The following is a 13727-nucleotide window of genomic DNA, read 5'->3' as shown; positions in this document are numbered from 1 at the left end:
ATCCTTGTTTTTTCCGCGCTCTCATCCTCATGTATCTCGCCTTTTCGGCTGGTCCTTCCCTGAAACACAGGCTGCTTGGCGGACTGTGTGCTTTGCTCTTGTCGTTTTCTGCCCAGGCCGCCGACGCTTGTCACGGCAGCCGGGATCTGGTCGTCGTGGGCCATATGGATGACGATCTGCTGTTCATGAACCCGGACCTGTCCAGCAATATCCAGGCAGGTGGCTGCATGCAGGTTCTGTATCTGACCGCCAGTGAACGCAAAGGCGGGCTGGAATATATGTATAGCCGCGAGCAAGGTGTGCGCGCCGCCTATGCCTATATGGCCGGGCTGGTCAATGAATGGCAGCAAACCCGCTTGATGGTCGGCAGTGCCTCGATCGCGCAATTTACCTTGCGAGCCAGGCCAGGCATTCAGCTTAGTCATTTGCGTCTGCAAGACCCTTGGCTGGGCCCCGGCTGGGGAAGCCTGACTCCCTTGAGCCGTGCAGAATCCGTACCCGGCCAAACCGTACAAACACTGGATAGTCCTCAACAAACATTGAACCGCGAGCAGCTGGTTCAAACGCTGGCGGCCTTGATACGACTGTATCGGCCTACCAGCGTTCGCTATCTGGATGACACCAATCCCGTGCCTTACACCCAGCTGTGCTGGCGTTGTAGCGGACACGGGCACCCGGACCATATCGCCAGCGCCCGACTGGTTCGGGAAGCCATGCTGGCCGCCCCCGGCAATTACGCGCAAATTGGCTATGTGGACTACCCGATTCAAGAACAGGCCCGCAATCTGACCTTGAATGAAATTCACAGCAAAACCGAGATTTTCCGGCGCTACGCCTGGCATGATCAACACGCCTGCAAAGGCCCCGCTGTGTGCCAGGAACCCGCTGGTCCTGCCGCCGCCTGGGTACAACGTAGTTACTACACCAGCCGTGCCGACTATCCGGCCAGCCTGTTAAGTGACAAGGAAGGCAGGCTCAGCTTTTTCGTCTCGGGTGAACAAAACGACGCCATCAATCAATGGGATGTGCAAGAACAGCGCTGGACCACCCTGGGCGGACGCACAGCGGATGCCTTGAACGCCTTCCAGTATGCAGACGGCAGCCCCGGCCTGTTTGCACGCGATGCAAGCGGGCAAGTCTGGTTCAGCCGTGCCCCCGATGAGGACGACTGGCTCGCCTGGCAAAAAATACCCGGCCCACGCGTACTGCACACACCGATGGTCAGCCGCCGTGACAGCCAGGCCTTGGCCATGGGCACCGATGGCCGCTTTTACTGGAGCGCCGCCCGCCAGCCTGATTACGGCTGGAGTGCCTGGAAAGCCCTCCCTGCACTGGATCAGGCCGCCTACCCCGCCACTCTAAGCCTGGATAAACAGGGACGCACCCATGTCTTTGCCAGCAATCTGCAAGGCCAGCTTTTCCAGACCTCTCAGCAAAATGATTCGAAATGGCAGGCCTGGCAAGCGATTCCGGTCCCTCCCATCAGCGGCGGACTGGCTTCTATCCTGAATGCGCAAGGTCAGATTGAGCTGTATATGCGCGATCGCCAGAGCCAGCACTTGCAGCGCCTGAGCCAAGACAGCCAGCAGCGCTGGTCTCATCCGCAAGATCTGGGTTTGAACTACGTAGGCACGCCCGCTCTTAGCCTGGGCGAAAAAGAACAGGTTGTTGTGGCGATTCAAAAGAGTCCGGGTGGTGCCATTGTGCTGCTTGATCAAGAGCAGGAACAGGAAGTGGACAAGCAATCCGCGTCCCAGCCCGTTCTGTACAAACAAAACGGCACCCTTTACCTGGCCAGTCGTCCGATTGGTCCCGAGCAGCGCTATCGATTATTGGAACGCCGTCACGGCAAATGGGTGCAAGTAGCACTGACCCAGGCTCCACCACCAGGAGGTGGACAGTCCTTTAGCGAGGCCCCTGCCTTCATCAGCCAAGACTATGTGCAGCCTTGAGGAGCGAAGCATCCGCTTAAAACGTAACAAAGTACGCAGGCATGCGCCGGGCTTTCAAGACAAAGCCGGGCCAGGAAACGAATCCAGTTATTGATCCAAGCCCCAACCATAAACCCGGAATCCAGGGCCATATCGTAGTATCTTGTTGCAACAGTGTGCGCTGGCTCTCTCAGCTCCAGTACAATCGCCCGCTAACGGCTGCCGGCTTATCGGTGCCTTACTCTTTTAGCTACTCTTCAGAGATCATGAAGCCAACTACCTTATTTGCAGCCCTGTTGGGCGTCGTCATCGGCGCCGGTGGCGCGATTTATTACGCCAAAAACGTACCCGTACCGGCCAGCGGCCCGGTCAGCAGCGCCCCCAGCAGCATAGGTGCTGCTCAAACCCTGGTATTGGGCCAATCCGTCTCCGGCGAATTGACCAGCAAGAGCTTCTTGAACCTGAGCGATGGCGTACGCAGCAGCCTGTTTGATGTGAAGGCTGAAGCCGGCCAGATCATCAAGATCAGCGTAAGTGGCCCCCTGCGCCCGCAAATCAGCGTGCTGCGCAACGGCGAACTGGTCACTCGTACTCAGCGCTGCGAAGACTGCCCCGATAGCGAAACCAAAGGCCAGGCCACCACACTGGGCTTCAAGGCGGATTTCAACGACACCTACCAAGTGGTTGTCAGCGGCTTCAACACCAGTTCCTACGGTCCGTTCCAGGTCGTCGTCGATACCCTGAAAGCCTACACCGGCGAGCCTTTGACTCAAGACCAGACCATTCATGACTGGGCACTGGGCGGCCAGAAGCGTTACCGCTTGAATATCGACAAGGACGGCTTGTACAGCCTGGCCATGAAGGCCGAGCAAAACAGCATGGACGCCTATCTGAAGCTGATGGATCGTCGCGGCATGGAATTGGCCTCGGACGATGACAGCGGTGGCGGTACCGATGCACGCTTGCAGGTGTACCTGAAAGCCGGTGAGTACATTGTTCAGGCCAGCTCGGCCATGGGCGCACAAAACTTCCAGGGCGGCTTCTCGCTGGAGATCAAGCCCGAAGAAATGACCGGCGAGATCGAGCTGAAAAACGGCGACAGTCTGACTCTGGACGGCGATGGCAAAACCGGTCTGTTCACGGGTGAAACCCAAACCTACAGCTTCACCTTGTCCGAACCCAAACTGGTCACCGTGCAAATGGACGCCCAAGGCTTCCAGGCCACGATGGAAGTAGACTCCACCAGTGCCAACCAATACGGTGATGAAGCCGGCCAACAACGCGTCCGCGGCGTACTGGCTGCAGGCGAACACCAGGTGAAGATTTCTGGCTCCAACCAGGCTGGTCTGTTTGCCCTGTCCGCCTCGGCTGATGAAGTCCCTGCCAATGCCGGCGGCGGAACCATCCGTGTGGGTGAGCCTCGCCAGGCTCTGATGCTGCAAGGCATCACCAGCGACAGCTACCAGTTGACCGTACGTCAACCTGGCAGCTACGTCATTGACATGACCTCGCCTATCTTCGATACCTACCTGGTGCTGCGTAAAGACGGTCAAACCGTTGCTGAAGACGATGATAGCGGCGGCGACATGAACGCACGTCTGGAAGTCCAGCTGGAAGCGGGCGAATACGAAGTCAAAGCCATGTCCTTGGGTAGTTACGACCAGGATATGGAATATGAGCTGTCGGTAAAACGTCGTTAAGACGGTTCAGACAAGCGGAAATCAAGGCTGAAAGCTCCCGGGCTTTCAGCCTTTTTTCTTGTCCTGCAGCCAACTGGGGCTTGATCTGAAACAAGAATATTGACGCTACAGGGTATACACCTAAGCACGCTCACCCTGCCCACAAAGCCGCACTGATATTGGCTTTAAGAAGTGCTCCCCCTCCTTTTTTGCCTGACGTTTGATCTGCTTACGATTTGCTTTTGGGATTACCTTGATAATATAAATGCAAATCATTATCATTAATTTCATTATTGATGCGCTACCTTTTATCAGGAGCAATGCATGCAGACACTCGCCCAACAGTCCCAACACGCTCTTACCCAACGCGACGAACTGGCCTCCTGGCGCAATTTGATCACACAGGGCAACCAGGCCTTTCAATCCCACAATTACACCGATGCCATCACGCACTATCAGCAAGCTCGTGCGTATGTGAAACCGCTGCTGTTTGGCTCTTGCGAAGGGGCCGACGCCACCATTGCCGCCTGGGTCATTGCCCATTTGAATCTGGCCGATGCCTGCGAGCAACTGGGTCAAAGTGACGAACAGGGTCTGCACCTGTGCACAGCTCATGAAACCTTGTGCTGCGCCGCTGCCAATACCCGTCTGGCGGACGACTGGCGCATGGCTGCCTGGCAACACAGCCGCCGCACTTATGCCGAACTGGCCCGCTATGCGCGACGCTACCCCCATCATGTCCCTACCTGCTCTGCCCTGTTCTTAGGGGCGGTCAGCCCGCAGGAACGCTCTTTTTCTCATTAGTTTCATTCTGTCCCCCAGGCGCCACCGGCCTGGGGTTTATCGAGGAGTGCGTCTTGTCTTACACCTTACCTGCCCTGCCTTATGCCTACCATGCTCTGGAGCCGCATATCGACACCCAGACCATGGAGATTCACTACAGCAAACATCATCAGACCTATATCAATAATCTGAATGCGGCACTGGAAGCGGCCAACTTGCCCTACCCGCCTATTGATGAGCTGGTAGCCGGGCTGGACACCTTGCCTGAATCCCTGCGCAATGTCGTGCGCAACAATGGTGGCGGTCATGCCAACCACAGCTTGTTCTGGACCGTCATGACGCCCGATGCCGATAGCACCCTTCCCAACGATCTGGCTTATGCCATAGACCGGGATCTGGGCGGTTTCGAGACATTCAAGGATGCCTTTACCAAAGCGGCGATCTCACGTTTTGGTAGTGGCTGGGCTTGGCTCAGTGTCACCCCGGAAAAGAAGCTGGTGGTAGAGAGCACCGGCAATCAGGACAGCCCGCTGATGCACGGCAACACGCCCATACTGGGCCTGGATGTGTGGGAACACGCCTACTACCTGAAGTATCAGAATCGTCGGCCTGAATACATTGCGGCCTTTTTCAATGTGATTAATTGGCCCGAAGTGCTGAGACGATACCTGGAAGCCGTTAAATAAAGCGGTTTTACGCCCCGTCAAACCCTGTCGCCTTACTCGGAGACAGGTAGCAACAAGCACTTTAGCTTGTCGCCTTTCCAAGCAACCCTCCACTTTCGGAGGGTTTTGGCTTTAGGGGCACATCCCTACACAGTCCAGCATCCACGCCTGGGTTTGGCCCAATTGCGCAGTGCATCACCAAACGCTATGTTGATTGTTAGCGCCCTTACCACACACATCCCCAGGCCCCCACATGTTGAGTCTCTGCGATCGTATTCAATCCCTACGCTCCCTGTTTCACTTCGATGCGGTGCAGCTTCTGGGCTGTGCACCACAAAGCCGTACGCATCTGGAATTGCATTGTGAAGGCTATAACCTGAACTGTGCCTCTGCCTTGGGGACAGGCTTTCCGCAAATCTATCCACCCGGATTTACGGCGCAAGCCTCTCCCCACGATTTGCTACCCCCCTCCATTTCCGAGTGCTCGGACACCATGGATCCTCCTTTTCGCAGCACTGCTATCTATACCGATGCTCTGCTGCGTGGTGGATTTCAGGATGGCATGACGGTAGAACTGCAGCGAGGGGATTCCTATCTGGGGATGATTCACTTTTCTTCCCAACAGGCCGGCAGCTTCAATCGCCACGTCCGCACGCTGGCGCTGGGCGCAAAAATCCTGCTGGAAGAGGCCATGCAAAACATGGTCGCGCAAAACGGCATCGTCTTGCATTTGGTGCCACAGGCAGGCAGCCTGATCATGCGTGAAGACATGCTCTCCAATGCCTCCCAATTCAGCCCCGCACTGGCTAAAGCCTTGTCCTTCATGGGCCAGGAGACCTCAACCTTGCAAGCGTTCTGGTTGGAAGGCAAACGAAGCTATCGACTGCAAGCACAGCGTTTTCCCAAGGGGGATGTTCTGGTTCGACTGGTCCCCGCTCCCTTGCCCGCCGCGCTCAGTGCCAAGGAAATGCAAGTACTGGGCTGGCTGGTAACGGGCTATACCGACCGGGAAATTGCGGCCAGTCTGTTTTTAAGCGAACGCACTGTGCATTCGCATGTCACGTCCTTGCTGCGCAAGCTGGGCATTACCAGACGCACAGAAGCCGCTGTGAAAGCGGCTCTGAATCACTGGTATGTGCCGGATGCGCATGGTGCTATCCTGGCTGCCGTGCCCGGACTCTGCCATTAAACGACAAGGTCCGGAGTAGCGTTCAAACCATGAACATCACAGCGTATTAGCGTAGACCGCTCAACAAGCCTGCGGCTTCGTCCACGCAAGCACGTTCCGCATCCAGTAGCGTATCGCCGCCCATCCCGCCCAGAAAGTCCGCGTAAGGATCAGCCAGCGTACGTACACCGGTCAGCTCCTCGATGACAGCCTGACCGCAGAATGGCAAGTAATGCGGGCTGTACCCCCCTTCCTGCACAAAAGCGATACGACCTTCACACACTTCCTCGGCGCAGTCGATAATTTGACGTGCCATCTGACGGAAACCGGAAGCCGTCACCATCATGCGTGCCAGCGGGTCCATCATGCTGGCATCAAAACCCGAGCCCACGATAATCAGCTGCGGTTTATAGGCGCGCAGCGCAGGCAGTACCACTTTTTCCATGGCATAGAGGTAGGCGGCATTCCCACCGCCAGGAGGCAATGGGATATTCAGGTTGTAGCCCCAGCCTTCGCCCTCGCCGCGCTCAGTCGTAAAACCACTATTGGCCGGGAAGCATAGATGCTGGTGAAGGGAAATGGTCAGAACCGAAGGGTCATTCCACCAGATATCCTGCGTACCATTACCGTGATGCACGTCCCAATCCAGAATCGCGACACGATCCAGGCCCAGTTCTTCGCGAGCGTACGCCGCGGCCACCGAGGTGTTATTAAAAATGCAAAAACCCATCGCACCAGCACGGGGTGCGTGGTGGCCGGGTGGGTTTACCAGTGCGTAGCCATTACTGACTTCACCACTGACCACTTTCTTGACCATCTCAATGGCGCCACCGGCAGAAAGCATGGCAATTTCAAGGCCGCCATTACCCATGGTGGTGATGCCGTCGCCGGTGTCGCCGCCGGTTGGCAAGGCACTGACACGCTTCATGTTTTCCAGATGCTCTGCCGTATGCACACGCAAAATATCCTTGTCGCGTGCAGGCTTGGCCTGGATGCTAGTCAGATGATCAATTTGCCCGGAGGCGCAAACCAGCTCGTGAAAGCGGCGCTTCGTATCGGGATGGGCCAAGTGGTGGCTGATCGGTTGTAAACGGGCCCCCAGATTGGCCGAGGCAAGACTGCCCGTCCCCGTATCTACCCAGCCGTAAAGAGTGTTCCAAATATATCCTGTTGCCATGTCGTCTCCTTTCTTTTGGTTTGTCTGGCAGAACCATAGTAGGGATCTGAACGGCGGAAAGAATCCGTAGGATTGCCGAATTTATGGGCTGACGGCCCCCCCCCAAGGTCTAAACCAGCTCGGCAATATTGATTATTTCTGCTCCGCAAGCCTCAACCAACTCGGCATCGTAGCTGGCGAACAGCACAACACGGTCTTGCGACCAGATCTGGAACTGCTCCGCCAAAGCGGCACGAGCCTGCGTATCCAGGCCATTGCTGGGGCCATCGGCAATGATCACTGCCGGGTCACCCAAGGCCGCCGCCGTCAGAAATACCTTGCGGCGCGTGCCTGTCGACATCTGCTCAAAGCGCTTGTCCAAGTGTGGCTCCAGCCCTAATCGGCAGGCCAGATCCAGCGCATTGTCATCCACATGGGTGTTCTTTTCTGCGGCGATTTGTTCCAGCAGTTCGCGGCCAGTCTGGGACGGAAACAGCATGCAGTTGTCCGGCACATAAGCCATACGGGCGCGGGCTTGTCGGGGGGCTTTCATCAGCGAATGCCCGTCTATCCACACTTCCCCCGCATCCGGTTCGAGCAAACCTGCAATGATATTCAGCAAGGTGGATTTACCGGTACTGTCTTCCTCACAGAGCGCCACGCAGCCAGGCTGAAATGTATGAGTCAGCCCCTTGAAAACGGGGTAGTCGCCATAGTTTTTACTGAGATTGTCTATGCGTAGCATGCTGGAAATCACTGCCAAAGAAGCGCCTGGGCAGACAAAAGATGCTCTGACGAGGCGGGATAAAAAACAAGTACGGGACTGCCCCGAACAGGGGCCTTAGTATAGGTCTTTATGGGCTGATGTTTGGACTGCTTGCTGTGCTGTGGCCATGCAGGGTTCAGCAGCTATGGAGCAAAAACCTTGTCGGGCACAGCCTTGCCAGGCATTCATGCGCGGGTCTACAGCCAAAACCAAAAAAATAGCCTGAAACAAGACAAGCTTGTTCAGGCTATTTCTCCGCGTGGACTTGCTTATCCCAAGGCCGTATCCAGCAACATCATCAAGACAAAACCGATCATCAAACCGCCGGTTGCAAAGGTTTCATGTCCTTGCCGGTGCGATTCGGGAATGATCTCGTGGCTGATCACAAACAGCATGGCACCCGCTGCAAAGCCCAGACCAAAAGGCAGAAGCACCAGCGAGCTGCTGACGGCCACCGCACCCAGCACCGCCCCGACCGGCTCAACCAGACCACTGGCCATACCCAAAACTACCGAGAAGGTACGGCTATAACCAGCAGCCAACAAGGCCAGTGCCACCACCAAACCTTCAGGCACGTCCTGAATGGCAATACCCGTAGCCAACGCATTGGCACGCACCCCTTCATTGCCCACATAGCCCACGCCAATGGCCAGACCTTCCGGGAAGTTGTGCAGCGTAATGGCGATCACAAACAGCCAGGTACGGCGCAGCTTGGTGGACGTCGTACTGCCAGGACCTTCACGCCCTTTGATGAAGTGTTCGTGCGGCAGGATGCGATCAAGCAGCATCAAGGCTGCAGCACCCAACAAGATGGACAGGCCCACGGCGGAGCCCGCGCCCCAGGCACCACCGCCAAACACTTGCTGGTTCTGTGCCGCTTCCAGGCCCGGCAGAACCAGCGAGAAAGCACAAGCGGCCAGCATCACCCCCGCCCCAAAGCCATACAGCGTATCTTGCGTACGCTGCGACATGGTTTGAGAAAACATGACGGGCACGGTGCCCAGTGCTGTGGCCAGTGCCGCGATGGAGCCGCCCACCAGGGCCTGCAAGACCACCGGGTGATCTTGTGCGTACAGCCAGAACTGATGACAGAGCGCCCAGACGCCCCCCATGGAGATGATGAGTCCAACCCACAGGCGCAGGTGTTGGCGCCAGTGAGGCGAGCTTCCCTTATTGGGTGAAAAGTAGTGGCTTGTTTTCGGTTTCATAGCCGTGCGCCCCCAGAAAATTACGCAATCCAGGTTTGCCTGATACAGACGCAAAGAGCCGTAAAACGGCTCTTGCAAAGGCATGGATGCTGTACAAACCATCATAGCGACTTCATCTTCGATTTAAAACATAAATATCGAAATGCTAACAATTCTCATTAGCATTTCAACAAATAAGCCACAATCCATGAAATCAGCTTGGGGTTTGACAGCCATCCAGCCTGTTATCTGCGCTTTGCATGGCGATGCAAAACCGAATGAATACTAGCTCAGGCAGTATGCAATTGATGCTTGATTGCCTCCAAAACCTGGGCCTGTTCAGCCACAGCATTTTCCAATTGAATCAGCTCTTGCTGGAGCTGTTCCAGACTTTGCTCGGCCTGCTCCACGACCTGTTCCGCCAGCTCCTGGGCACTATTCATCACCCCATCACTCAAGCTCATGTACAGACGGTTGTAGTCGATCAACGGCGCTTGCCCTTCCCCCTGCTCCTGGAACACTTCATAGCCAATATGCGCAGGCAGATTCAGTGTCGGCACGTCTGGCTGCATCAACTGGAAATTCGCCAGGATAGTCTGGCTTAACTCCGCAAACGCCTCGCTCAAGTTCTGGCCAAGTTCGGTACGCACAGCGGCAACATCTTGCTGGGCGGCATGTTTTTCCAGTACTTCGGGCAATTGGGGCACCACTCGCCGCCAGGTGCCTTCTGTCAGAGCTTGCACGGCTCCTTGCAGTACCAGCGTTTGCTCTTCAATACGCTGACGCAATTGGGTAGCGGCCTGCTCCAGCGTTTGCGTCAAGGGACTCAGAATCACTTCTTCTATATGGTGCAATTGCAGCTCGGCAGGTTTACGCTGCTTGTATGCCAAGGCAGGCTTCAGCAGGTTCTGCACTGCCAGATACAAGCGCTCGAAGCCCGCCTGCTCCAAGCCCTGCTGTTCATCCTGCTGACTGCGCGCCATATGCACAGACAGGGACAAGGCCGGTTTGAGCAAGTCACTGCCCAAGCCCCAATGGTTCAGGGCCTGCGCTGCCCGCGTCATCACGTCCTCTTCCTGCAACTGGCGGTTATCGGCCGTCTTGTTGCAAAGCACTTTGACAATCTCGTCGTCGATCTCATCTTCCTCGATGCGATCGCTGCGGGTAATCACCGGCAGCAAGGGCTTGTTGCGGCGCAATTCCACCAGCAAATCGCCCAACTCCTGTACTTGCCCCGGTGCGCTGGAACTGCTCAACCACAAGAGCGCATCCGTGCTTTCCAGAAACTGCTGTGTCAAAGCAGCGTTATGCGCATTGGCCGAGTGCAAGCCGGGGGTATCCAGCAACACCAGCTTCTCGCCCAGACACACCCCTTGCAAGGCAACCGTGGTTTCCGTTGCCCCTTCCTGAAAACCTTCAGGCATGGGTTGCATCTGCCCATCGGCCAGACGGAAGAAATCCACGCTATGACCCTGACGACGAAAGCGGTCCGCCAGGAAATTACACAAGGAGCTTTTACCGGCATTAAAGGAGCCAAACACCAGCAACATAATGCGATCGCGGAAACGATCCGCCAACTCCTGCGCGGGTGCCAATGCAGACCAGGAAGCCGCCCAGGCCTCTTTTTGTTCTTGCAACTGCTGATTCAGTTGTCGAGCACTGTGCGCCAATGTCCCCTGCTCGGCCAAAGCCGTGCAGGACAAGGCTTGCGCCACGGTCGTCTGGCCCAAATCCGCCAGCCACTGCTCCATCTTGGCAATAGCGGGCTGCATATCCTGACTGGCAGGATTGAGCTGCGCAACCGCCTTGATAAACGTGCTTTCCACCGACATTACGCATGCTCCAAGGTGGACAGACCTTCCAAAGCCTGACGCGTTTGCTCAAGCTGATTTTCAGTCGCCTCGATCTGCTTCTCCAAAGCAACACGGCCATCCGAGACTTCAAAATAATGGGTGAAATCCTGAACCAGCTTGTCGCGACCCGCCTGCTCGCAGAAAATACGACGCAGATCATCTCGGTACTTCACCGACACACCCATCACCGCAATCATGACGGTATCCATGCTGCGCACCGAGGTACGTTGGGCCGCTGGCAAGCCTACGGCACCGTATTCCACCAGATGCCCATTGATCGCAATACACGCACGCGAATAGGCAATCTGCAAACGGGCACGCTCTTGCTTGCCTGCCGTCATCTTGAAACCAAACTCGAAGGTATCCGGCACCAGGGAATGATCCACGCCGGGGGCATTGACCACCGGCTCCAGATCCTTCTCGATGCCTTCCAGAATCTTGCGCAGACCGTCCACAAAATCAATGTGCTGCTGCTTTTGCGTCTGCTGCAGGCTATGCAGGCTTTGCTCTTGCGTTTGCTGCAAGGCGTTCAGTTCTTGCGTCAGTTCGGTCAGCAAGGCTTCACGCTCGAACTCGCGGGCTTGCGGCACACGTTTCAAGGCCGCTTCCAAAGAAGCCTGCAAAGCGGGAATTCCGCTTTTCTCCAGCATGCGCTGCTTGCCCCCATCACGGCCCTGACGATAGCGGGTGCTGGACACGGGGTGCAGTGTCACACCGGCACACTGCTGCTGAATCGCGCCCAGCACTTTTTCTTGCTGCTCGTCATCGGCCAACTGGTCAATCTGGCTGATGACCATCAGGTTCTGACGCTGCGAACGCTGATGGTCTGCGGCCAGCTCTTGCAGCAAATTGCTTTCCAGCGCGTCCAGCTCGCCCTCTTTGGCCGCGTGGACGAACAGACGAATATCCGCCTGCAAACCCATGGCTTCACGCGCCAGAGCATCGTCCTGCAAGGCCACGTCTGCGTACAGACCGGGCGCATCCAGCCAGCGCACCCCTTCATGCACATGCTCGGCCAATGCGACAGTTTCACGGCGATCAGCCACATTGAAAACATCACTGCCCATCAACTCATTGAGCAGACGACTTTTGCCGTGATTGTATTTACCGACTACGGTCACAGTTGGCGGCACGTTCAATTGCAAGAGAACGCGCAAACGATCCAGATCCCAGCGGCGCTGTGGCAACACGGCCAACACAGGCTCCAATACTTGATCAAGGGATAGTGCCAACTGATTCATAGTCTCTTCCTTTTGTTTCACTTATGTTTGGACCCAAGCAAGCGATAAGCCACCAAGCCAAACACCACGCCCCAAAATGCAGCGCCCAGTCCAAACAAGCTCATACCTGATGCGGTGGTTAAAAATGTGATGACAGACGGCTCGATATAGCCGCTTTCACTGACCATCACCCGCACATTGGCCACAATGGCCCCTATCAACGCCAGACCCGCCAGGGCTGCAATCAAGGAGGCGGGCAAAGCCGTAAATAAATACACAATCGAGCCGGCAAAGGTGCCGCCCAATAGATAAAACACGCCATTGGCAATACCAGCCACATAGCGCTTGTCGGGATCAGGATGGGCATCCTTGCCCGTACACAAAGCGGCGGTAATGGACGACAGCACAATGGTGATGCCCCCAAAACAGGCCACCAACATCGAGGCCAAACCGGTGCCAGCCAACACGGGGCGCGATGGCGTGGGGTAACCCGCCAACTGCAAGACCGCCATGCCGGGCAGATACTGCCCCGTCAAACTGACCAGCACCAAGGGCAAGGTCAGGCTCAACAAGGTCGCAATATTGAATTCGGGGCTGACCCACACCGGACTGGCCAGCTCCAGCTGGAACGCTTCCATATGCACTTGCCCGCTGGCCATGGCCATCACAAATCCGGACAAGGCCACCAGCACAATCGCGTAACGCGGCAAAAAACGCTTGCCCAGCAAGTACACCGCCAACATAACCAATACGATGGCGGGCATGTCGCTGCTGGACTTGAACGCCGCCATACCGAACTGGAGCAAAATACCGGCCATCATGCCCGCAGCAATGCCCTTGGGGATGAAGGAAAGAATCTTTTCAAAACCGCCTGTCAGACCAATGACGACGATAATCAAGGCAGCGCTAAGATACGCCCCCACCACTTCAGGCATGGTGATGCCTGGAAACAGAGTCAGCAGCAAAGCCGTTCCCGGTGCGGACCAGGCTGTAATAATGGGCAGCTTCAAATACGCGCTCAGGAACAAACCGCTCAAACCAGCGCCTATGGAAATCGCCCAAATCCAGGAGATCAACTCCGCGTCTGCAATTCGGCCCACTTGTGCGGCCTGAATAAAGATCAGCAAAGGACCGGCATAGGCGATCAACACCGACAAAAATCCGGCCACCCAGACCGACGCCGATCCACTTTTCAATCCCATCGTTTTGTCTCCCCAGTCTTTTTGTTTGAATTCTCAACTTTACTCGGTGCTCAGGCTGCGCTGGGATCGCAGCCTGAGTTTTTTACTGCCGGGCCGCCCTAAGGCTCGGCGCCCCCG

11 protein-coding genes are annotated in these 13727 nt (G+C 56.3%); 5 read left to right on the top strand and 6 right to left on the bottom strand.

The features are described from left to right. Positions 1–29: 29 nt before the first annotated feature. The 5 genes from ACFPDR_RS16320 (at position 30) to ACFPDR_RS16300 (ending at position 6247) form a co-directional block, all read left to right on the top strand. A complete protein-coding gene (locus ACFPDR_RS16320) occupies positions 30–1952 on the top strand; it encodes a PIG-L family deacetylase (RefSeq protein WP_082453572.1) in 1923 nt (640 codons plus the stop codon). Between the two features lie 245 nt (positions 1953–2197). Continuing rightward, positions 2198–3631, top strand: coding sequence for a hypothetical protein (locus ACFPDR_RS16315; RefSeq protein ID WP_239055540.1), 1434 nt, complete (start codon positions 2198–2200; stop codon positions 3629–3631). A 303-nt stretch (positions 3632–3934) separates the two neighbouring features. After that, positions 3935–4414, top strand: a complete 480-nt coding sequence (locus tag ACFPDR_RS16310) for a hypothetical protein (RefSeq protein WP_021446677.1) — start codon at positions 3935–3937, stop codon at positions 4412–4414. A gap of 53 nt (positions 4415–4467) precedes the next feature. Next, on the top strand, positions 4468–5079 hold the full coding sequence (locus ACFPDR_RS16305) for a superoxide dismutase (RefSeq protein ID WP_009454542.1): 612 nt from the start codon (positions 4468–4470) through the stop codon (positions 5077–5079). Between the two features lie 232 nt (positions 5080–5311). Beyond that, positions 5312–6247, top strand: a complete 936-nt coding sequence (locus ACFPDR_RS16300; RefSeq protein ID WP_009454544.1) for a helix-turn-helix domain-containing protein — start codon at positions 5312–5314, stop codon at positions 6245–6247. A 46-nt stretch (positions 6248–6293) separates the two neighbouring features. On the opposite strand, the gene ACFPDR_RS16295 is transcribed toward ACFPDR_RS16300, so the two are convergent. The 6 genes from ACFPDR_RS16295 to ACFPDR_RS16270 all read right to left on the bottom strand — a co-directional run bounded on the left by ACFPDR_RS16295 (position 6294) and on the right by ACFPDR_RS16270 (position 13610). Then, positions 6294–7403 (bottom strand): class II histone deacetylase, encoded by a 1110-nt coding sequence (locus ACFPDR_RS16295; RefSeq protein ID WP_376911492.1) that lies wholly within the window; start codon positions 7401–7403, stop codon positions 6294–6296. A gap of 109 nt (positions 7404–7512) precedes the next feature. Next, positions 7513–8127, bottom strand: coding sequence for an ABC transporter ATP-binding protein (locus ACFPDR_RS16290; RefSeq protein ID WP_088453247.1), 615 nt, complete (start codon positions 8125–8127; stop codon positions 7513–7515). Positions 8128–8417: 290 nt separating this feature from the next. Further along, positions 8418–9356, bottom strand: a complete 939-nt coding sequence (locus ACFPDR_RS16285) for a ZIP family metal transporter (RefSeq protein WP_060186076.1) — start codon at positions 9354–9356, stop codon at positions 8418–8420. A 269-nt stretch (positions 9357–9625) separates the two neighbouring features. Then, positions 9626–11167: a GTPase gene (locus tag ACFPDR_RS16280; RefSeq protein WP_321386668.1), complete on the bottom strand. Its 1542-nt coding sequence runs from the start codon at positions 11165–11167 to the stop codon at positions 9626–9628. Next, positions 11167–12429: a GTPase gene (locus ACFPDR_RS16275; RefSeq protein WP_374698038.1), complete on the bottom strand. Its 1263-nt coding sequence runs from the start codon at positions 12427–12429 to the stop codon at positions 11167–11169. The genes ACFPDR_RS16280 and ACFPDR_RS16275 overlap by 1 nt, the downstream gene beginning before the upstream one ends. A gap of 17 nt (positions 12430–12446) precedes the next feature. Continuing rightward, the gene (locus tag ACFPDR_RS16270; RefSeq protein WP_376911491.1) at positions 12447–13610 is read right to left on the bottom strand and encodes a benzoate/H(+) symporter BenE family transporter; all 1164 of its coding nucleotides are present in this window, start codon (positions 13608–13610) and stop codon (positions 12447–12449) included. Positions 13611–13727: the final 117 nt, after the last annotated feature.

Origin of the sequence: Alcaligenes sp. GCM10023179 (genome assembly GCF_042653705.1) — a bacterium.
GTDB classification, from domain to species: Bacteria; Pseudomonadota; Gammaproteobacteria; order Burkholderiales; family Burkholderiaceae_B; genus Alcaligenes; species Alcaligenes phenolicus.
The sequence above is the reverse complement of the archived record's forward strand: the minus strand, read 5'-3'. Positions and strand labels throughout refer to the sequence as shown.

Excerpts from the sequence above, each read along its gene's own strand:
- ACFPDR_RS16270 (WP_376911491.1), bottom strand. The coding sequence starts at position 13,610 with ATGGGATTGAAAAGTGGATCGGCGTCGGTCTGGGTGGCCGGATTTTTG.
- ACFPDR_RS16285 (WP_060186076.1), bottom strand. The coding sequence starts at position 9,356 with ATGAAACCGAAAACAAGCCACTACTTTTCACCCAATAAGGGAAGCTCG.
- ACFPDR_RS16300 (WP_009454544.1), top strand. The coding sequence starts at position 5,312 with ATGTTGAGTCTCTGCGATCGTATTCAATCCCTACGCTCCCTGTTTCAC.
- ACFPDR_RS16315 (WP_239055540.1), top strand. The coding sequence starts at position 2,198 with ATGAAGCCAACTACCTTATTTGCAGCCCTGTTGGGCGTCGTCATCGGC.
- ACFPDR_RS16320 (WP_082453572.1), top strand. The coding sequence starts at position 30 with ATGTATCTCGCCTTTTCGGCTGGTCCTTCCCTGAAACACAGGCTGCTT.
- ACFPDR_RS16295 (WP_376911492.1), bottom strand. The coding sequence starts at position 7,403 with ATGGCAACAGGATATATTTGGAACACTCTTTACGGCTGGGTAGATACG.
- ACFPDR_RS16290 (WP_088453247.1), bottom strand. The coding sequence starts at position 8,127 with ATGCTACGCATAGACAATCTCAGTAAAAACTATGGCGACTACCCCGTT.
- ACFPDR_RS16310 (WP_021446677.1), top strand. The coding sequence starts at position 3,935 with ATGCAGACACTCGCCCAACAGTCCCAACACGCTCTTACCCAACGCGAC.
- ACFPDR_RS16275 (WP_374698038.1), bottom strand. The coding sequence starts at position 12,429 with ATGAATCAGTTGGCACTATCCCTTGATCAAGTATTGGAGCCTGTGTTG.
- ACFPDR_RS16280 (WP_321386668.1), bottom strand. The coding sequence starts at position 11,167 with ATGTCGGTGGAAAGCACGTTTATCAAGGCGGTTGCGCAGCTCAATCCT.